This window comes from Streptomyces sp. NPDC048353 (assembly GCF_055587165.1).
Map to the genome: position 1 here is coordinate 677,323 of NZ_JBVJGU010000003.1, position 20,129 is coordinate 697,451.

16 protein-coding genes are annotated in these 20,129 nt (G+C 73.7%); 3 read left to right on the plus strand and 13 right to left on the minus strand.

What is annotated here, in order from left to right; genetic code table 11:
* Nucleotides 1–146 precede the first annotated feature (146 nt).
* Nucleotides 147–2,903: a SpoIIE family protein phosphatase gene (locus tag ACZ6RC_RS13320; protein ID WP_469582007.1), complete on the plus strand. Its 2,757-nt coding sequence runs from the start codon at nucleotides 147–149 to the stop codon at nucleotides 2,901–2,903.
* Between the two features lie 8 nt (nucleotides 2,904–2,911).
* Here ACZ6RC_RS13320 and ACZ6RC_RS13325 read toward each other — a convergent pair whose 3' ends face one another.
* The 12 genes from ACZ6RC_RS13325 to ggt all read right to left on the minus strand — a co-directional run bounded on the left by ACZ6RC_RS13325 (nucleotide 2,912) and on the right by ggt (nucleotide 17,354).
* Entirely contained in the window at nucleotides 2,912–4,984 is a 2,073-nt protein-coding gene (locus tag ACZ6RC_RS13325) for a SpoIIE family protein phosphatase (protein WP_453611679.1), read from the minus strand.
* Nucleotides 4,985–5,103: 119 nt separating this feature from the next.
* A complete protein-coding gene (locus ACZ6RC_RS13330; RefSeq protein WP_469582012.1) occupies nucleotides 5,104–5,631 on the minus strand; it encodes an O-acetyl-ADP-ribose deacetylase in 528 nt (175 codons plus the stop codon).
* An 86-nt stretch (nucleotides 5,632–5,717) separates the two neighbouring features.
* Nucleotides 5,718–7,139, minus strand: a complete 1,422-nt coding sequence (locus ACZ6RC_RS13335; protein WP_391135608.1) for a phytoene desaturase family protein — start codon at nucleotides 7,137–7,139, stop codon at nucleotides 5,718–5,720.
* Between the two features lie 163 nt (nucleotides 7,140–7,302).
* The gene (locus ACZ6RC_RS13340; protein WP_391135611.1) at nucleotides 7,303–7,926 is read right to left on the minus strand and encodes a class I SAM-dependent methyltransferase; all 624 of its coding nucleotides are present in this window, start codon (nucleotides 7,924–7,926) and stop codon (nucleotides 7,303–7,305) included.
* 300 nt (nucleotides 7,927–8,226) lie between these two features.
* Entirely contained in the window at nucleotides 8,227–9,243 is a 1,017-nt protein-coding gene (locus tag ACZ6RC_RS13345; RefSeq protein ID WP_469582016.1) for a TIGR03842 family LLM class F420-dependent oxidoreductase, read from the minus strand.
* Between the two features lie 11 nt (nucleotides 9,244–9,254).
* Nucleotides 9,255–10,658, minus strand: coding sequence for a dihydropyrimidinase (gene hydA / locus ACZ6RC_RS13350; protein ID WP_469582020.1), 1,404 nt, complete (start codon nucleotides 10,656–10,658; stop codon nucleotides 9,255–9,257).
* A 105-nt stretch (nucleotides 10,659–10,763) separates the two neighbouring features.
* Nucleotides 10,764–12,044, minus strand: coding sequence for an aspartate aminotransferase family protein (locus ACZ6RC_RS13355; RefSeq protein ID WP_391135619.1), 1,281 nt, complete (start codon nucleotides 12,042–12,044; stop codon nucleotides 10,764–10,766).
* Nucleotides 12,041–12,883, minus strand: a complete 843-nt coding sequence (locus ACZ6RC_RS13360; RefSeq protein ID WP_469582023.1) for a nitrilase-related carbon-nitrogen hydrolase — start codon at nucleotides 12,881–12,883, stop codon at nucleotides 12,041–12,043. The genes ACZ6RC_RS13355 and ACZ6RC_RS13360 overlap by 4 nt, the downstream gene beginning before the upstream one ends.
* Before the next feature lie 224 nt (nucleotides 12,884–13,107).
* A complete protein-coding gene (locus ACZ6RC_RS13365) occupies nucleotides 13,108–14,481 on the minus strand; it encodes a UL36 very large tegument protein (RefSeq protein ID WP_469582028.1) in 1,374 nt (457 codons plus the stop codon).
* 76 nt (nucleotides 14,482–14,557) lie between these two features.
* Nucleotides 14,558–14,971 carry a PPOX class F420-dependent oxidoreductase gene (locus ACZ6RC_RS13370; RefSeq protein WP_469582031.1) on the minus strand — a complete coding sequence of 138 codons (414 nt, stop codon included), beginning with the start codon at nucleotides 14,969–14,971 and terminating at the stop codon, nucleotides 14,558–14,560.
* Between the two features lie 97 nt (nucleotides 14,972–15,068).
* Entirely contained in the window at nucleotides 15,069–15,320 is a 252-nt protein-coding gene (locus ACZ6RC_RS13375) for a helix-turn-helix domain-containing protein (protein ID WP_391135632.1), read from the minus strand.
* A gap of 192 nt (nucleotides 15,321–15,512) precedes the next feature.
* Nucleotides 15,513–17,354 carry a gamma-glutamyltransferase gene (ggt, locus tag ACZ6RC_RS13380; RefSeq protein WP_453611695.1) on the minus strand — a complete coding sequence of 614 codons (1,842 nt, stop codon included), beginning with the start codon at nucleotides 17,352–17,354 and terminating at the stop codon, nucleotides 15,513–15,515.
* Nucleotides 17,355–17,458: 104 nt separating this feature from the next.
* Here ggt and ACZ6RC_RS13385 point away from each other — a divergent pair, with 104 nt between their 5' ends.
* Nucleotides 17,459–18,190, plus strand: a complete 732-nt coding sequence (locus tag ACZ6RC_RS13385; protein WP_469582036.1) for a hypothetical protein — start codon at nucleotides 17,459–17,461, stop codon at nucleotides 18,188–18,190.
* Here ACZ6RC_RS13385 and ACZ6RC_RS13390 read toward each other — a convergent pair.
* Nucleotides 18,162–19,460, minus strand: coding sequence for a cytochrome P450 (locus tag ACZ6RC_RS13390; RefSeq protein ID WP_469582039.1), 1,299 nt, complete (start codon nucleotides 19,458–19,460; stop codon nucleotides 18,162–18,164). The genes ACZ6RC_RS13385 and ACZ6RC_RS13390 overlap by 29 nt on opposite strands.
* A gap of 149 nt (nucleotides 19,461–19,609) precedes the next feature.
* On the opposite strand from ACZ6RC_RS13390, the gene ACZ6RC_RS13395 reads away from it, so the two are divergent.
* Nucleotides 19,610–20,059, plus strand: coding sequence for a hypothetical protein (locus ACZ6RC_RS13395; protein ID WP_469582041.1), 450 nt, complete (start codon nucleotides 19,610–19,612; stop codon nucleotides 20,057–20,059).
* Nucleotides 20,060–20,129: the final 70 nt, after the last annotated feature.

Genomic DNA, 20,129 nt, shown 5'->3' on the forward strand with positions numbered 1-20,129 from the left:
GACCTCGTCTGGCCGGTGCCGCCTCGATTTCCGGGCCCGGCGGGGGCAGCATGGGAGGAAGGAAAGTGTGCGGCGGCGGCGAGCCGAGGAAGTGGACGGGTGACAGCCGAGTCCGTGATGACAGCCACATCCACGAGAAGAACCCCATGACCGGACGTCTCGGCCGACCACGGGGGCTGTGGACGCGCAGTGTCGCCGGACAGGTGTTTGCCCTGCAGGCGGTCATCGTGGTCCTGCTGGTGACGGTCGGCGCGCTCGCCCTGGTCTTCCAGACCCGTTACGACAGCGAGCGCGAGGCGCGGAACCGTTCCCTCGCCGCCGCGGAGGCCTTCGCCCACGCGCCCGGCCTGGTGGACGCGCTGCGGGCGCCCGACCCTACGGCCGAGCTCCAGACGGCGGCCGAGGAGGCCCGGGTGGCCGGGGGTCTGGACTTCCTCGCCGTGATGACCCCGGACGGCATCCGCTACACCGACGCCCGGCCCGAGTTGATCGGGCAGCGCGCCACCGGCGACATCGCGCGGGCCCGGGGCGGCGAGTCGTTCACCGAGATCTTCACCGGCGAGCCGACCGACGCCGTCCGGGCGATCGTCCCGGTGCGGACGGAGGACGGCGACATCGTCGGCCTGGTCGGCACCGGCATCGAGATCGACGCCGTGTCGAACGTCGTGGAGGGGCAGCTGCCGCTGCTGCTCGGCACCGCCGCCGGGGCGCTGCTGCTCGCGGTGGGCGGCGCCGCGCTGGTCAGCAGGCGGCTGCGCCGCCAGACGCACGGCCTCGGCCCGGTCGAGATGACCCGGATCAACGAACACCACGAGGCGGTCCTGCACGCCGTCCGTGAGGGCGTGCTCATCATCGACGCCGACCGCCGGCTGCTGCTCGCCAACGACGAGGGCCGCCGGCTCCTCGACCTCCCGCCCGACGCCGAGCAGCGGCACGTCACCGAACTCGGCCTGGACCCGGCCACCGCCGCTCTCCTCGCCTCCGGCCGGGCGGTGACGGACGAGGTGCACCTGGCGGGCGACCGCCTGCTGGCCGTGAACGTACGGCCCACCGAGCCGTACCGCGGACGCCCCACCGGCACCGTGATGACGCTCCGGGACTCCACCGAACTCGCCGCGCTCTCCGGCCGGGCGGAGGTGGCGCGGGGGCGGCTCCAGCTGTTGTACGACGCCGGGGTGCGGATCGGCAGCACCCTGGACGTGGAGCGCACGGCGGAGGAGCTGTCGGAGGTCGCGGTGCCGCGGTTCGCCGACTACGTCACCGTCGAGCTGCTGGAGCCGGTGCTGCGCGGCGAGGAGCCCTCGGGGGCGTACACGGAGATGCGCCGGGCGGCGCTCACCGGCATCAGGGACGACCATCCGCTCCAGCCGGTGGGCGATCCGATCCGCTGCGTCGTGCCGACCACGCCCATGGCGACGGCGCTCGACCGCGGACACGCGGTCCTGGTGGAGGAGCTGGGCGCGGCCGACGGCTGGCGGGCGCAGGACCCGGAGGGGGCCGCCGCCGCACTCGACTACGGCCTGCACTCGCTGGTGGCGGTGCCGCTGCAGGCCCGGGGAGTCGTCCTCGGCATGGCCAACTTCTGGCGCGCGGAGACGGCGGAGCCGTTCGGCGAGGACGACCTGTCGTTCGCCGAGGAGCTGACCGCACGGGCCGCCGTCTCCATCGACAACGCCCGCCGCTTCACCCGTGAGCACGCGATGGCGGTCACCCTCCAGCGGAGCCTCCTCCCCCGCGTGCTGCCGGAGCTGTCCGCCGTCGACGTGGCGCACCGCTATCTGCCGGCGAAGGCGGGGGTCGGCGGCGACTGGTTCGACGTGATCCCGCTGCCCGGCGCGCGGGTGGCGCTGGTCGTCGGGGACGTCGTCGGGCACGGTCTGCACGCGGCCGCCACGATGGGCCGGCTGCGCACGGCGGTGCACAACTTCTCCACCCTGGACCTGCCGCCCGACGAACTCCTCGGCCATCTCGACGAGCTGATCGACCGGATCGACCGGCCGGAGACGGGGAACGGCAACGGCCAGGAGGAGGACGAGCAGGGGCCGGTCGGCTCCGAGCGCGATCCGATCACGGGCGCGACCTGTCTGTACGTGATCTACGACCCCGTCAGCGGCCGCTGCGCCATGGCGGGCGCCGGGCATCCCGGCCCGGCGCTGGTGCACGCCGACGGGCGGGTGGAGTTCCCCGAACTGCCCGCGGGCCTGCCGCTGGGCGTGGGCGGGATGCCGTTCGTGTCGACCGAGCTGTCCCTGCCGGAGGGCAGCCGTCTGGTGCTGTTCACCGACGGCCTCCTGGAGAACCGCGACCGGGACTTCGACACCGGCCTCGGCCTGCTCCGCTCCGCCCTGGCCAGGCCCGGCCGCAGCCCGGAGCAGGCCTGCGCGGACGTCCTGACGGCGCTGCTCGTCCCCGCTCCGGACGACGACATCGCGCTCCTCGTGGCGGACACCCGCCGGCTGCCCGCCGACCGCATCGCCGAATGGGACGTGCCGGCCGACCCGGCCGCCGTCTCGGGGGTGCGCAACGCGGCCTCGGCCCAGATCGCCGCCTGGGAGCTGGGGGACGTCGCCTTCACCGCCGAACTGATCCTGAGCGAGCTGATCACCAACGCCATCCGGTACGGCGCGGAACCGATCAAGGTACGGCTGCTGCGCGACCGCCGCCTGATCTGCGAGATCGCCGACGGGAGCAGCACCTCTCCGCATCTGCGGTACGCGACGACCACGGACGAGGGCGGCCGGGGCCTGTTCCTCGTGGCGCAGTTCGCCGAGCGGTGGGGCACCCGGTACACCGAGCGCGGCAAGGTGATCTGGGCGGAGCTGACGCTGACCACGGCGCCCGCGGCGGAGGCGGCGGCGATGGGCGTGCCGGACCTGGACGCGCTGGAGCGCCTGGCCTGGTGAGCCCCCGGTCAGCCCAGTGGCGTACGGGCGAGGAGCACGGCGACGTCGTCGGTCGGGGCGCAGGGCAGCAGCCGTTCGAGGATGCCGTCGCAGAGCTGGGTGAGCGGGCGTTCGAGGTCGAACAGAGCCCGGGCGAGCTCGTCCATGCCCTGGTCGAGGTCGCGGTCGCGGGCCTCGATGAGCCCGTCGGTGTAGAGCACCAGCAGGCTGCCCGGGGGCAGCCGCACCTCGTCGGTGCGGAAGTCCTGGACGCCGGTGCCGAGCGGTGTGCCGGGCGGGCCCTCCAGGAAGGTGATCGCCCCGTCGGCCGTCGCCACGGCCGGTGGCGGATGGCCCGCGCGGGCGATGACGACGCTGCTCGTTGCCGGGTCGTGGACGGCGTAGACGCAGGTCGCCATCTCGTCCTCGCCCAGGTCGGCGACGGCGGCGTCGAGGGAGCGGAGCAGCTCCGTGGGCGGGACGCCGTGCCGGGCGAGGGTGCGGACGACGGTGCGGAGCTGGCCCATGACGGCGGCCGCGTGGATGCCGTGCCCCATGACGTCGCCGATGACGAGGGCGGTGCGGCCCTCGGGGAGGGCGATGACGTCGAACCAGTCGCCGCCGACGTCGTGGTCGCTCGCGGGGAGGTAGCGGCCCGTCAGTTCCAGCCCCTCGACCTTGGGCAGCGAGCTGTTGGTCAGGCTCCGCTGCAGGGTGAGGGCGGCTTCCCGCTGGGTGGTGTACATCCGCGCGTTGTCGATGTTGAGGGCCGCGCGGGCGACCAGTTCGTCGACGAGGACGCAGTCCTGCTCGTCGAACGGCTCGCGGCCGTACACCCGGGTGACGGTGACGGCGCCGAGCACCTTGCCGCGGGCGACCAGCGGGACGAGGCGGGCCGAGCCGATGTTGCCTTCGAAGTAGGAGCGCAGGGCCGCGGAGCGGGGGTCGGGAAAGAGGGCGGGGAGGTCGGAGTGGTAGAGGTTCATCGGACGGCCTTCGGCGACGACCCGTTCGTAGACCGTGCCGAGCGGGATCTGGAAGGTCTGTCCGACGGTGAGCCGGGCGGTGGGGGCGGTCGGGTCGGGGAAGACGGCGGCGATCCGGCGCAGCAGGCCCTGGGCGGAGGAGCCGGCCGCGGCGGCGGTCTCGTCGGCCGCGAGGACGGCCTCCAGCATCTGGACGTCGGCCGAGTCGGCGAACCGGGGCACCAGGACCCGGACGATCTCCTCGGCGGTCCGGCCCAGGTCGAGGGTGGTGCCGATGCGGGCGCCGGCCTCGGCGAGGAGTGCGAAGCGGGAGCGCGCGCGTTCCGCTTCGACGAGGGCGCGCTGGCCGTCGGTGATGTCGATGAGGGAGGCGATCAGGCCGAGGCGCCGCCCGGAGCCGTCGAGGAGGGGGGCGTACGAGCAGGACCAGGTGCGGTCGTGGTCGGGGTCGGCGGGCGTGCGGCCGGTGCGGCGGACGTCGACGACGGCCTCGCCGCGGTCCAGCACCTGGCGCATGGTCGCCTCCAGGGCGGCGGCGTTGACGCCGGGCACCACTTCGGTGAGCCGTCTGCCGAGGTGCGCGGCGGCGGTGACGCCGTTCATCCGGGCCAGGGCGTCGTTGACGCGCAGGAAGCGCAGGTCGGGGCCGAGGGTGGCGAGGCCGATGGGCGACTGGGTGAAGAGGCTCTGCAGGGCGGCGAGCGAGTCCCGCATCCGCAGGACCTCGGAGGTCTCGACCGCGATCAGCATGGCGCCGGGCCGCCCCCGCGGGTCGACCTCGGGGACGATCCACATCTCCATGGTGACGTCGTGGCCGTCGCGGTGGCGCACGGGGAGGGTGCCCACGACGGTCTCGCCGGAGTGGACGCGGCGCGTCAGGTCGTCGGCGAGTTCCTGGTTGGCCTCGGGGACCAGGACGGGGGTGGCGGGGCGGCCGAGCAGTTCGTCGGGGCGGTAACCGAGGAGGTCCTGGGCGGCGAGGGACCATTCGACGACGCGGCCGTCGGCGTCCTCTCTCCACAGGGCGATCGGCAGCACTTCGCGCAGCACACCCGCGTATCCGATGGCCGCCGGCGGCCGCCCCGGCTTCCCGCTCCGCGACTGATCAGTGTCCAACGCATCGACCTAACCCCGGGGGGTGTCATTCCTACGCAGTCACCCTATCCGAGCCGCCGTTGCGGGGCTCTGCGAGTGGTCCGTTCGGCAGCCGGGATCCGCCCGCGCACGTGCGCCGGTCAGCGCAGGTGGCGTGCGAAGGCCTCGTACGCCGTCTCGTCGTAGAGGACGAAGCGGACCTCCGCGACCACCGCCGTCGCCGTCGCCCGGACGGTCTCGACGGCGATGCGGGCGCCGTCGTCCAGAGGCCAGCCGTAGACGCCGGTCGAGACGGCGGGGAAGGCGACGGTGCGGGCGCCGAGCTCGTCCGCGACCCGGAGGGAGGCGCGGTAGCAGGAGGCGAGCAGTGCGGAACGGTCCTCGTCGCGGGACCAGACCGGGCCGACGGTGTGGACGACCCAGCGGGCGTCGAGCCGGCCGGCGGTGGTGGCGACGGCCTGGCCGGTGGGCAGGCCGCGGCCGTGGTGCCCGGCGCGGAGCGCACGGCACTCCGCCAGGATGTCGGGGCCGCCCTTGCGGTGGATGGCGCCGTCGACCCCGCCGCCTCCCAGCAGGGAGGAGTTCGCCGCGTTGACGATCGCGTCGGCGTGCTGGGCGGTGATGTCGCCGAGGACGAGGGTGATGCCGGGAGGCGTCGTACGGGTCATGGGGTCATCCTCGCCCGAGGGCGGGCGCTTCCGCCGCCCGATTTCCGGGACGCCCCCCGCGTACGTATACGCGGACGGCGCCCCGGTCAGCGGCCGGACGCACGCAGGCGGCGCCACACCGCCTTGGCCGCGTTGTGGCCGGACATGCCGTGGACGCCCGGGCCCGGCGGGGTCGCCGAGGAGCAGAGGAAGACGGCGGGGTGCGGGGTGCGGTACGGGAAGAGGGACAGTTTGGGGCGCAGCAGGAGCTGGAGACCGCGGGCCGCGCCGCAGGCGATGTCGCCGCCCACGTAGTTGGGGTTGCGGGCGGCGAGCTCGGGCGGTCCGGCGGTGGCGCGGGCCAGGACACGGTCGCGGAAGCCGGGCGCGAAGCGCTCGATCTGGCGCTCGATCGCGTCGGTGAGATCGCCGTCCCAGCCGTTGGGCACATGGCCGTACGCCCAGAAGACGTGCCGCCCCTCGGGGGCGCGGGAGGGGTCGACGAGGCTGGGCTGGGCGGTGATGAGGAAGGGCGTGTCGGGCGCCGTCCCGGAGGACGCCTGGTGGAGCGCGGTGCCGATCTCGGCGGTGGAGGGGCCGATCTGGACGGTGCCGGCGTGGCGTGCCTCCTCGGCCGTCCAGGGCACGGGTCCGTCCAGGGCGTAGTCGATCTTGAAGACGCCGGCGCCGTAGCGGTAGCGGTCGTAGTGGCCGCCGAAGCCCGCGATCCGGGCGAGGGCGGTGGGCGAGGTGTCGAAGACGTACGCGCGGGCCGGCGGCAGGTCGTCGAGCCGCTTGACGTGGAAGTCGGTGTGGACGGCGCCGCCCAGGTCCTTCAGGTACGCGGCGAGGGCGTCCGAGATCGACTGCGAGCCGCCCCGGGGCAGCGGCCAGCCGCCCGCGTGCGCCGCCAGCGCGAAGACGAGGCCGATCGCCGTGGTGGCGAAGCCGTTGAGGGGGGCGATGACATGGGCGACGAGCCCGGCGAACAGGGCGCGCGCCTTGTCGTCCTGGAAGCGGCGCAGCAGCCAGGTGGAGGGGGGCAGTCCGTCGAGGCCGAAGCGGGCGAGCGTGAGGGGGTCGCGGGGCAGCGCCGTCAGCGGCAGGGACATGAAGTCCCGTGCCAGCGTGTCCCATCGGCTGAGGTAGGGCGCGACCAGCCGTCGGTAGGTCCCGGCGTCGCGCGGCCCGAAGGAGGCGGCGGTTTCCCCCACGGACCGGGAGAGGACGGCGGCCGTGCCGTCGTCCCGCGGGTGGGCCATGGGGAGCCGGGGGTGCAGCCACTCCAGGCCGTAGCGGTCCAGGGGCATCGTCCTGAAGACGGGTGAGGTGACGCCGAGCGGGTGTACGGCGGAGCAGGGGTCGTGCCGGAAGCCCGGCAGGGTCAGCTCCTCGGTCCTGGCGCCGCCGCCGACCGTGGACGCGGCCTCGAACAGGGCGACGGAGTACCCGCGACGGGCCAGCTCCACCGCGGCGGTCAGTCCGTTGGGGCCCGCCCCCACGACGACGGCATCGAGCATCGACGGCACGTTCGGACTCCTTCGTCGGCCACCGGCCGCCGTCCGGCGACCGGCACGACCAAGAATAGGCGCCGGACGCGGCACCGGACCCGCGCGGCTGCGGCGGGGACGCGAACGGACCCGCCGCGCGCGCCCGGTGGGGGCGTCGTCGCAACGGGTCCGTGGGGCGCGTTCAGGGGGTGGCGAGGGTCCCGACGAGGACGAACTCGTTGTACGGGAAGACCTTTCCGACCGGCCGCGGGAAGGGGAAGGAGTAGGTCCGGGCGACGTCGAGCCCCGCCTTCTCCGCGTGGCGCCGCAGTTCCTCGAAGCCGACGAAGCGCACGTGCGTGGCGTCCGTCTTGTAGCCGGATTCCTGTGGGGTGATCAATACGACCGATCCGCCGGGCTTCACCAGCGGGAGGTACTGCGCGAGGACGTCGACCGCCATGCCCTCTTCCATGTGCTCCAGGACATGGGCGCAGAGCAGGCTGTCGAAGGATCCGGGACCGCAGTCCTCGGCCTTGGCCAGCTCTTCGGGGGTGTAGGCGTTCAGCCCGCGCTCGCGGCAGGTGGTGACGGAGTGGGCGTTGTGGTCGACGCCGACGCTGTCCGGTCCGCAGTTGAGCAGGTTGCGGCCGAGGCCGCACCCGACGTCGAGGACGCGGCCGAGCTTGAGGCGGCGCAGATTCCATCTGTAGGGCGCCTGGGTGGGGAGGAACCTCTTGAGTCCCGATTGCTCCAGACGTGCCAGCCGCTGGGTGTACTCGGAGGACTCGGTCCCGGATTCGCGGGCCTTGTCCTGGGTGCCGGCCATCGGCAACCGCCTATCCTTCGCTTTTTCCATGGGGAACCACGACATGCAGGTGATCGCCGATGTGATCGGCGCCACTTCAGGCTAGGGGACGGGCGAGCGGAAGGTAAAGGTCCAAGCGGCTTCGGAGGCACGATTCCTCGGCCCGGCCCGGGCCCCCCGTGGTCGGGGTGGCGACCGGGGACCGCCCCCGTACATCCGTTCACGTGGTGGCCCGGTGGCCCGGAGTCGCCTCCCGCCACGGGGCGAGGCCCGGTCACGGGAGGCGGCTGCCCTCACTCCGCGCGAGTGCGGGCACGGGGGTCAGTCGGCGAGCGCCGGGATGATGTCGGAGCCGTAGGTGTCGATGGTGGCCTCCTTGGCGTCGTGCATGGCGTAGACGGCGAACTGGTCGACGCCCAGCTCCCGCAGCCTGCGCAGTTTCCTGACGTGCTCCTCGGCCGGGCCGAGGAGGCAGAAGCGGTCGACGATCTCGTCGGGGACGAAGGCGGTGTCGGGGTTGTCGGCCCGGCCGTGGTGGCTGTAGTCGTAGCCGTGCCGGTTCTTGATGTACGCGGTCAGCTCCTCCGGCACCATCCCCGAGTGCTCGCCGTACCTGGCGACCAGGTCGGCGACGTGGTTGCCGACCATGCCGCCGAACCAGCGGCACTGCTCGCGCGCGTGCGCAAGGGCCTCCGGGGAGTCGTCGGCCGTCACGTAGGCGGGCGCGGCGACGCAGATGGTGAGCGCGTCGGGGTCGCGGCCGGCCTCGGTGGCGGCCTGCCGGACGGCCTTGACCATCCACTCGGTGAGGAAGGGGTCGGCGAGCTGGAGGATGAAGCCGTCGGCCTTCTGCCCGGCGAGGGCCAGCGCCTTCGGGCCGTAGGCGGCCATCCAGACCGGGAGCCGGCCGTCCTTCACCCAGGGGATGCGGATCGTGCTGCCGTCGACCTCGGCCTCGCGGCCCTCGGCGAGGTCGCGGATGACGCCGATGGCCTCGCCGAGCCGGGCCAGGGTGTTGGGCTTGCGGCCGGCGACCCGCATCGCCGAGTCGCCGCGGCCGATGCCGCAGACGGTCCGGTTGCCGTACATCTCGTTGAGGGTGGCGAAGGTGGAGGCGGTGACCTCCCAGGTCCGCGTCCCCGGGTTGGTGACCATCGGGCCGACGGTCAGTCTGGTGGTGTGCTCCAGGATGCGGCTGTAGATGACGAAGGGCTCCTGCCAGAGCACGGCGGAGTCGAAGGTCCAGCCGTAGCGGAAGCCGTTGCGTTCCGCCCGGCGCATCAGGCCGACGACCGCCGACGCGGGCGGGTCGGTCTGCAGGACGAGTCCGAAGTCCACGTCTGCTTCTCCTAGTTCAGGTACTGACAGGTGGAGCGGGGGATGAAGCAGCCGTGTCCGGCCCGGCCGGTGAACTCCCGCTTGTCGATGACGACCTCGCCGCGCGAGAGGACGGTCTCGACCTGGCCGGTGACGGTCTTCCCCTCGTACGCGGAGTAGTCGACGTTCATGTGGTGGGTCTCCGCCGAGAGGGTCTGCCGGACGTGCGGGTCGTAGATGACGACGTCGGCGTCGGCGCCGGGGGCGAGGGTGCCCTTCTGCGGATAGAGGCCGAACATGCGGGCCGGGGTCGCGCAGGCGATCTCGATCCAGCGGCGGCGGCTGATGCGGCCGTCGACGACGGCCTGGTGGAGCAGGTCCATCCGGTTCTCGACGCCGGGCAGACCGTTGGGGATCTTGGAGAAGTCCCCGCGGCCGAGCTCCTTCTGACCGGCGAAGCAGAAGGGGCAGTGGTCGGTGGAGACGACCTGGAGGTCGTTGGTCCGCAGCCCGCGCCAGAGCGCTTCCTGGTGTTCCCGGGGCCGCAGGGGCGTGGAGCAGACGTACTTCGCGCCTTCGAAGCCGGGCTCGGCGAGGTTGTCGGTGGAGAGGAAGAGGTACTGGGGGCAGGTCTCGCCGAAGACCGGCAGCCCCATGTCCCGGGCGGCGGCAAGCTCCCGCACCGCCTCGTCGGCGGAGACGTGCACGACGTAGAGGGGCGCCCCGGCGACCCGGGCGAGCTGGATGGCCCGGTGGGTCGCCTCGGCCTCCAGGAGCACCCGGCGCACCTCCCCGTGGTAGCGGGGGTCGGTCTCGCCGCGGGCCAGGGCCTGTTCGACGAGGACGTCGATCGCGATGCCGTTCTCCGCGTGCATCATGATCAGGCCGCCGTTGCCCGCCGAGCGCTGCATGGCGCGCAGGATCCGGCCGTCGTCGCTGTAGAACACGCCGGGGTACGCCATGAAGAGCTTGAAGGAGGTGACGCCCTCCTCGACCAGCTTGTCCATCTCCTTGAGCGTGTGCTCGTTGACGTCGGAGAGGATCATGTGGAAGGCGTAGTCGACGGCGCAGACGCCGTCGGCCTTGGCGTACCAGGTGTCGAGTCCTTCGCGCAGGCTGTGGCCGACGCTCTGGACGGCGAAGTCGACGATGGTGGTGGTGCCGCCCCAGGCGGCGGCGCGGGTGCCGGTCTCGAAGGTGTCGGAGGCGGCGGTGCCGCCGAAGGGCAGCTCCATGTGGGTGTGCGCGTCGACGCCGCCGGGGATGACGTAGCGGTCGGTGGCGTCGATGGTCCGGTCGGCGGTCCAGCGGGCGGCCGCGTCGGAGCCGTGGGTGGCGAGGGCGGCGATGCGGCCGTCCTCGATCAGGACGTCGGCGTGCAGCTCGTCGGCGGCGGTGACGACCAGACCGCCGCGGATGAGGGTACGGGTGCTCACGGGTCTCCCCCTGACAGGAACCGGGTGGGTGCGCTGGGGTGTGAGGGCTTGGGGGGCGGGCTCCCCCGGGCCGACGGGGCCGGCGGCGCGGCCCGGGGGGTGGGGCTAGAGGGCGCGGAGCGCCGCTTCGAGGATCGCGGCCCCTTCCTCGGCCTCGGCGACGGTGAGCGAGAGCGGTGGGGCGACGCGCAGGGAGCTGGTGCTGTGACCGCCTCCCTTGCCGATGAGCAGCCCGTTCTCGCGCGCGGCCTCCAGGACGGCGGCGGCCGCCTCGGGGTGCGGCTCGTCGGTGCCCGGTACGGTCAGTTCGATGCCGATCATCAGGCCGCGGCCGCGGACCTCGCGTACCGCCTCCACTCCGGCGCCGACGGCCCGCAGCCGCTCCAGGAGCAGTCCGCCGACGCGGCGGGCGTTGCCCTGGAGGTCGTGCTCCAGGAGGTGGCCGAGGTTGGCGAGGCCGGCGGCCATCGTCACCGGCGAACCGCCGAAGGTGGAGATGGAGTTGGCGTCCAGGCAGTTCATGACCTCGGCGCGGGCCACGACCCCGCCGACGGACATGCCGTTGCCGATGCCCTTGGCGAAGGTGAGGATGTCGGGCGGTCCGGCCTGGTCGTGGGCCTGCCAGCCCCAGAAGTGGTCGCCGGTGCGGCCCCAGCCGGTCTGCACCTCGTCGGAGATCCAGAGGATGCCGTGCCGGTCGAGGACCCGGCGGAAGGCGGCGTAGAGCCCGTCGGGCGGGGAGGTGAAGCCCCCGACGCCCTGGATCGGCTCGGCGATCAGCGCGGCGACGTCCCGGGTGTGGCCGAGGAGGTCCTCGAGGTCGGCGACGCACGCCTCGATGAAGCGGTCGTCGCTGAGCGCGGCGTACGGACCGCGGGTGCGGACGCCGCCGTGGACGTACAGGGTCTGGAGCGGCGAGAGGGCGGTGGGCGACCAGGAGCGGTTGCCGGTGATGCCGATGGTGGAGAAGGACCGGCCGTGGTAGCTGTTGCGCATGGCCAGGATCTGGTTCGACCGGCGGTGGGTGGTGGCCAGGAGCAGCGCCGTGTCGTTGGCCTCGGTGCCGGAGGTGGTGAAGAAGACGCGCGCGTCGGGGATGCCGGAGAGGGCGGCGATCCGTTCGGCGAGCTCCACCATCGGGCGGTTGAGGTAGAGCGTGGAGGAGTGGATGATCCGGCCGGCCTGTTCCGCGACGGCCTTGGTGACCTCGGGCAGGGCGTGGGCGGTCATGGTGGTGAGGATGCCGCCGAAGAAGTCGAGGTACCTGCGGCCCTCGGCGTCCCAGACGTGGCGGCCCTCGCCGTGGGTGATCTCGAGCGGGTCCCGGTAGTAGAGGGCGACCCAGTCGGGGATGACGGCCTTGTGCCGGTCGTGGAGGGCGCTCACGGGCTCACCAGCCCGTCGTAGGCGTCGGGGCGCCGGTCGCGGTAGAAGGCCCACTGCTGCCGGACCTCCTCGATCAGTCCGAAGTCGAGGTCGCGGACGACGAGTTCCTCGATCTTGTCGGATGCGAGGTCGCCGACGAACCGGCCGCGCGGGTCGACGAAGTAGCTGGTGCCGTAGAAGTCGTTGTCGCCGTACTCCTCCTGGCCGACGCGGTTGATCGCGGCGATGAAGTACTCGTTGGCGACGGCGGCCGCGGGCTGCTCCAGCTGCCAGAGGTGCGAGGAGAGACCGCGGTGGGTGGCGGACGGGTTGTACACCAACTGGGCGCCGTTGAGTCCCAGTTGCCGCCAACCCTCCGGGAAGTGCCGGTCGTAGCAGATGTAGACGCCGACCTTGCCGACGGCGGTGTCGAAGACCGGCCAGCCGATGTTCCCGGGGCGGAAGTAGTACTTCTCCCAGAAGCCCTTGACCTGGGGGATGTGGTGCTTGCGGTACTTGCCGAGGTAGGAGCCGTCCGCGTCGATCACGGCGGCGGTGTTGTAGTAGAAGCCGGAGTCCTCGATCTCGAAGACGGGGACGACGATCACCATGCCGGTCTCGCGGGCGAGCTCGCGCATCCGCAGCACGGTCGGCCCGTCGGGGACCGGCTCGGCCCAGCGGTAGTGCTCGGGCTCCTGCACCTGGCAGAAGTAGGGGGCGTTGAAGACCTCCTGGAACCCGATGACCTTGGCGCCCTGCCGGGCCGCCTCGCGGGCGTGCTCCTCATGCTTGGCGATCATGGATTCGGTGTCGCCGGTCCAGGTCGCCTGGACGAGTGCGGCGCGTACGACAGCGGTCATGAGCTGCTCCTTCGGCACGGCGTCAGAGAGCCTCTACGCACGTAGACGCGGTGCGTAGATGGAGAACGTAAGCCCCGTCACACCCCGGAGCAAGACCGCCGCCGCGAAGCAAAGGAGTCGATCATGTTTCATACCCGAGTGGTCCACGTCGGACACGCACCGACACGTCCGGGCCTGTTCCGGTGTGACCGATGTGACCGGCGCGAGGGCGGCTCGCCCGGCCTTCAGGCGCCGGCGAGGCCGGCGACCCGAAGCGCGTGGGACAGGGCCCGGACGTGGGCCGGGGAGAGCGTCCCGGCGGCGTCGAGGAGTTGGGGGACGAGGGTGTACGGGTCGACGGCGGCGAGCCGGGCCGCGTCCTCGGGGGTGCGCACCCGGACGAAGGCGGTGAGCAGGGCACGGGCCTCGGGGTGGTGCTCCTCGGCGCGCAGGGCGGCGCAGGCGCCGGCCAGCTCCTCGACGGGACGGCTCACGCCCTGGCGGAGGAGCTGATCGCAGTCGTCGTCGCGGCCGGCGTCCGCGAGCGCCCCGGCGACGGCGGCGAGCCGGCCGGGCGGCAGCGTGGCCGCCTCCCAGAGCAGGGTGGTCCAGTCGGCGCCGAGTCCCGCGCGGTGCAGTTCCGCGGCGAGCGGGGGCAGCCAACCGGGCGGACCGGCCAGTGCCTCGCAGAGCAGGGCGTGCGCCTCACCGCTGCGGCCCTGGGCCCGCAGCCGGCCCAGCGCGTACACCGCGTTTCCGGCGGCGCGCTCGGCCGCGGCGAGGTCGGCGGCGGGGAGAAGGGGGCGCGGCCGGGGGTCGGGGGCGGCCTCGGCCGCGGCGAACCGGGCGCCGCGCGGTGCGGCCGCGTGGTCCCCGGCGGTCGGGGGCACGGCGACGGCCTGAGGTACGGCGACGGCCTGGGGGGCTTCCTCCGTCGCGCCCATCCAGGCGTAGCGGGCGCCGCGCGGGCGCCGCTTGGCGGTCGCGGCGCGCGCGTCGGGTCCCGGACCGCCACCGTGGTCCACGGCGTCCGCGCCGGGTCCCGCACCGCCGCCCGGTTCGGCGGCGGTGGCCCCGATTCCCGTACCGCCGCCACCCGGTTCCGCGGCGCCCGTGCCGTCGTGGGTGCCGGTCAGGCGGTGCAGGCGGGCCGTCAGCGCGGCGATGCGGGCCGTGGCGCGGCGCCGGTCGTCCCGTGCCCAGGCCAGGTCGTTCCGGAGCCGGGGCGCGTCCGGGGAGTCCGGGGCGGCGTCGAGCAGGGCACCCAGTTCGCGCGCCCGGTTCTCGGCGTGCCGCCGTTCCCGCTCCCTCAGCTCCCGTCGTTCCCGCAGGGCCTCGGCGCCGCCGGGCCGGCGGTCGTGGGCCACGGCCGCCGCGGCGTAGCGGGCACCGACCCGCGCGGCCGTCGGTCCGGAGGGCGCCTCCCCCAGGTCCTGGAGGAGGGATTCGACGAGGTCCCAGGGCATGATCTCCGTGCCGTCGAAGCAGGCCCGCAGCCCCTCCGGGTCCCGGCTCACGAAGACGCCGTACCAGCCCGCGCCCGGATCCAGACGGCCCGCGAGCTCTCGGAGGCAGCGCGCGAAAGCGCCGACCTCCGCCGGAAGTTGATACACCGTCATACCGCCGCACCGCCCGTGCCCTCGACTGGAACATTCCGGTCCGCGGGCATTCGACCGCAGTCGTGTTACGGGGCGGCTACGGACGGTTTTCAGGAGAGGACGCGCCGGTGGGGAACGTCACGGCGATGCCGGTGTGCGGGCGCTTCCCAAGGCGGGCGACCATGGCGGGCCAGTCCACGAACCAGAACTGCCAGGTGTACTTCCGGGCCAGCAGCTTGCGCACCCGGCGCAGCTCCTCGCCGGTCAGCAGGCGGGCGGTGCCCGCTGTCGCGGTCGCATCAGGGGCGACGTTCCCGCGCACGTCGCAGACGGCGACCGTGACCCGGGGGTCGTTGCGCAGCCGCTTGACCTTCCAGGAGTCCGTACGGGTCCATGCGTACAGCTCGTCGCCCTCCACCGCGTACCAGACGGGCGTCGCCACGCCGGTGCCGTTCCTGCGGAAGGTGGTCAGGCTGACATAGCGGCCGCGTCGCAGCTCCTCGGGCATCATGCGGCCGAGGCTATGCCACCGGGCCGGAGGCCCCACAGGGCCCCCGGGCCGCTCCCCCACGGCTCCGGGCGCCCGAGGAATCGGACCGGCTCGGGGGTCAGACCGGGACGAGCGCGCAGCGCGTGACGACCTCGTCCAGGGAGAGGCCGAGGACGCCGGCGAGGGCCGCGACGGTGAAGAAGGCGGGGGTCGGGGCCCGTCCGGTCTCGATCTTGCGGAGCGTCTCGGCGGAGAGGCCGGCGGCCGTGGCGATCTCGGCCATGGACCTGTCGCCGCGTGCTTCGCGCAGCAGCAGGCCGAGGCGCTCGCCGCGCTCGCGCTCTTCGGGAGTCAAGGGGGTACGTACCATCCACCCATTCTAATACCGGTAGAGTAATTGGCACCATGGGCTCACGACGGAGGCGTCCCCGCAGGCGAAGCGCGAGACCGGCCGGGTCGTCGACCACGAGGGACCACCCGGACCCGGCGCCTCGCTCGACCGGGTCCGGCGCCCGTCCCTCCTGACCCGGCACCTCCGGCACTCCGTTCGAACGGCCCCGGTTCAGCCCCGGGGCCGTACGACCATCGCCGAGCCTCCGCCCCTGCGGGTTGTCTCCGCCGCCGCCACCCAGCGACCGTCCGGCAGCCGCTGGACGCCGGTCGCCGCCCCGATCTCCGGGTTCTGCCGGAAGGCGTGACCGATCGCCTCCAGTTCGCCGCGCAGCTTGCTGTTCCAGAGACCCGGTTCGAGCTCCGTCGTCGTCTGGTTCCGCTGGCTGGCCCGGGGCGCGGCGATGGCGTCGACGAGGGGCAGTCCCCGGTCGACGACGCCCGTCAGGGTCTGCAGCACGGTGGTGATGATCGTCGCCCCGCCCGGCGAGCCCAGGGCGAGGACCGGCCGGCCGTGCCGGTCGAGCACGATGGTCGGGGCCATCGACGAGCGGGGGCGCTTGCCGGGGCCGGGCAGGTTCGGGTCGTGGACCGCCGGGTTCGCCGGGACGAAGGAGAAGTCGGTCAGTTCGTTGTTGAGCAGGAAGCCGCGCCCCGGCACGGTGATCCCGCTGCCGCCGGTCGACTCGATCGTGAGGGTGTAGGCGACGACGTTCCCCCACCGGTCGGCCACCGTGAGGTGCGTCGTGTTCTCGCCCTCGTACGTCGTCGGCGCCGCCGTCCCGCCCCGCGCGCAGTCGGCGGGGTGGCGCGGGTCCCCCGGCGCGAGCGGGCTGGTCAGGACGGCGTCGTCGCGGATCAGGCAGGCGCGCGAGTCCGCGAACCGCTGCGAGAGCAGGCCGCGGACGGGCACGTCCTCGAAGGCGGGGTCGCCGACCCAACGGCCCCGGTCGGCGAACGCGATCCGGCTCGCCTCGATGAAGCGGTGCAGGTACGCGGCCTCGGAGGCGGCCGAGAGATCGGTCCGCTCCAGGATGTTGAGCGCCTCGCCGACGCTGGTGCCGCCGGACGAGGAGGGCGCCATGCCGTACACGTCGAGTCCGCGGTACGAGATCTTCGTGGGCCGGCGCCGTTCGGTCTCGTACACCTTGAGGTCGCGCTCCGTCAGGTCCCCGGCGCGGACCACCCGCGTCGCGCCCGGCCGTACCGGCGGCTTGCGCACGGTGTCGACGATGTCCCGGGCCAGCGGGCCGCGGTAGAGCGCGCCGACGCCTTCCCGGCCGAGCTTCTCGTACGTACGGGCGAGGTCCGGGTTCTTGAAGGTGGAGCCGACGACGGGGAGGGCGCCGCCCGGCAGGAAGAGCTTCGAGGAGGCGGGGAAGTCGCGGAAGCGGGCCTCGTTCGCGGCCGTCTGCGCGCGGAAGGTCGGGTCGACGGTGAAGCCGTCGCGGGCCAGCCGCGTGGCGGGGGCGAGAAGGCGGCGCAGCGGCTTGGTGCCCCAGGCGTCGAGGGCGGTCCGCCAGGTCGCCGGGGTGCCGGGGGTCCCGACGCTCAGGCCGCTGGTCATGGCCTCCTCGAAGGGGAGGGGTTCGCCGTCCTCGACGAAGAGGCGCGCGTCGGCCGAGAGCGGCGCGGTCTCGCGGCCGTCGACCGTGCGCACCGTGCGGCTCGCGGCGTCGTAGTGGACGAGGTAGCCGCCGCCTCCGATGCCGGCGGAGTAGGGCTCGGTGACGCCGAGGGCCGCGGCCACGGCGACGGCCGCGTCGACGGCGTTGCCGCCGTCGCGGAGCACCTCGATCCCGGCGGCGGAGGCGTCCGGGTCGACGCTGGCGACGGCTCCGCCGTACCCGACGGCGACCGGTACCTTCGCGGGGGCGGGGGCCGGGGGGCCGGACCGGGTCACGGCCGCCGGAGCGGTCACCGCCCCGGTCGGCGGGGCCGCCGCCCCCACCGCCAGCAGCACGGTCGTGGCGACGACGAGAACCGACCCGTTGCGGGCCACGGAACGACGCATCCCTACCTCCAGTCAACAGCCGTCCGCGCAGCGTAACTTCCGGGCGGCCGCATCGTCAGGACCGCCTCGGACGCGCCGCGGCGCCCCCGCTAGCATGCGCGCCCATGAATGAAGACCTGCGCAATGTCGTCCTCGGCGTGCTCGCGACCGGAGTCAGCGCGTCGCTGGGCTGGCTGACCCGCACCTACGCGTGGCGCCGCGGGCTCCGGCGCAAGCAGGCGTTCTTCGGGCTCCCCAGCGGCTCCGAGTGCGTCCTGGTGATGAACCGCAAGGCGGGCAGCGACGCCGCGGTGCACAACGTCGACGTCTCCGCGCTCCTGGAGCTCTCCGCGCTGATAAAGGACTGCGGGGCGAAAGCCCACATCGTCCAGCACGACATGGCGCGCCAGGGCCTCGGCGACCGTACGGAGTTCTGCGTCGGCGGACCGTACTCCAACCGGCGGATGGCGGCCCATTTGTCCTCCCTGCTGCCCGGTCTGACGATGAACGTGGAGTCGGATCCGGTCCCCGACCGGGGCATGATCACGGTCGGGGGCGAGGTGTACCGCGGGGTGCAGGGCGAGCGGGAGTACGTCCTCCTCGCGAGGCTCACGGGCGGCGAGGGCGGCCGGCCGGTCTTCCTCTTCTGCGGACAGTTCGCCGTCACCAACCAGGCGGCGACCCGCTATCTCGCGCGGCACCACGAGAAGCTGGCCCGCAGCTACGGCTCCGGTCCCTTCGTGCTCCTGCTGAAGGTGGTCAACTCCGAGGCGTACGGACCCGACGTGGTGGAGCTGGTCGCCGACGTGACCCGGGCGGCGCGGACGGCTACCGCACCCGAAGCGGCAGCGACTTGATGCCGTTGACGAAGTTGGAGACCAGCCGGCGGGGCGGGCCGGCCGGGGCGAGGCGGGTGAAGGCGCCCCGCGCCGCCGCCTCCCGCACCTCCTCGTGGAGGACGCGCAGCTGAAGCCGGGCGAAGTGGGCGCCCAGACAGACGTGCGGGCCGTCCCCGAAGGAGACGTGGGGGTTGGGGCGCCGGGCGAGGTCGAGCCGCAGGGGGTCGGGGAAGACCCGTTCGTCATGGTTGGCGGAGGCGTGGAAGACGACGACCTTCTCCCCCGCGGCGATGGTCCGACCGGCCAGTTCGGTGGCGCGGGCGGCGGTGCGCCGGAAGGAGAGCACCGGCGGGTGGACGCGCAGGAGCTCCTCCACGGCGCTGTCCACGGACACCTCCCCGTCCCACAGCCGGCGTCGCTCGCCGGGGTGTTCGGCGAGGGCGAGCAGTCCCCCGGGGGCGGCGGAGCGCACGGTGTCGTTGCCGGCGACGGTCAGCAGGAAGAAGAACATCTCCAGCTCCGCGTCCCGGAGTTCGCCCGTCGCCAGCGCGGTCATCACGTCGTCGGCGGGGTGGAGCCGCTTGTACGCGGCCAGCTCCCGGGCGTACGCGAACATCTCGGCCAGCATGGCCGGGGAGCGCGGGTTGACGGGCCGGCCCTCGGGGTCGAGGACGGGCGGCTCGTCGGGGTCCTGGTAGGCGATGACCCGCTCGGTCCAGGCGAGCAGGAGGCCCCGGTCGGGCGCGGGGACGCCGAGGAGGTCGGTCAGATTGAGCAAGGCGTAGTCGTCGGTGACCGCGCGGACGAGATCCACCTCGGGCCCCGCCTCCGCCGCGGCGGCGAGCAGCGTCCGGGCCCGCTCGCGGGCGGTGGCCGCGAAGCGCTCGATCCGTCGGGGGGTGAAGGCCCGGCTGACGAGCCGTCGGAGCCTGCCGTGGTCATGACGGTCGCCGGCGTCCGCACGCGCGTGGGGATCCGGCGCCGGGTCCTGATTGAGCATCATGCGCCGGATGAACGGCAGGTCGGCGGGGTCGGGGTCACGGATCTGCGTGGCGCCGAGGGACGAGGAGAAGGTGGCGGCGTCCTTGAGCACCCGGACGACGTCCGCGTGGCGGGTGACGGCCCAGAACCCGGGACCGGGGGGCCAGCCGAGCACGGCGTACTCCTCCTGCCAGGCGACCGGATGCCGGTCGCGCAGGGTCCGGAAGGCCGCGTGCGGCAGGCCTCGGGCGTAGCGGCGGGGGTCGAAGACATCGGGCACGCCGGGTACGTCGCTCGGACTCTCCACGGGACCAGCTTGGCACGGACGGCCGGGGTGCGGACCCGATCGAGTACGAGACCGGCCGGGGCCGGTGCTCCATGGGCGGTGACGCGGGCGGATACTGGCCGTGAGACCGCGTCGCGGGCGCCGACGACCACGAAAGGGGGGACGGTCGGATGGAGTTCACCCCGCTGCCATACCTTGACGAGCACGCGACCGTCGTCCCCGCGGAGGCCGAGACCGTCTGGCGCGAGCTGCTCGCCGCGGTCGACGGAACCTTCTCCCGACCCGGAGGGGCACGCTACGCCCGGCTCGTGGGATGCGCCGACCCCACGGCGTCCGGACCGCGCCCGCTCGTCGCGGGCTCCACGCTGCCGGGCTTCCGGGTGGTCCGCGCGGACCCCGACCGCGAGCTGGCGCTCGAAGGGCGCCACCGGTTCTCGGTGTACGCCCTGACCTTCCGTCTCGACCCCGCGGGCCCGGGCCGGACGCGACTGCGCGCGGAGAGCCGGGCCTCCTTCCCCGGCCCGTCGGGCGCTCTCTACCGGCTGCTGGTGGTCGGTACGGGCGGGCACGCCGTCGGCATGCGCCGCCTGCTGGCCTCGATCGGCCGCCGCTGCGCCTAGGTCGTGTCCGGGCAGAGCCCGTGCGCTCAGCCGGGCGGGCCGGTGGGGCCGTGTCCCGTCTCACATCCGA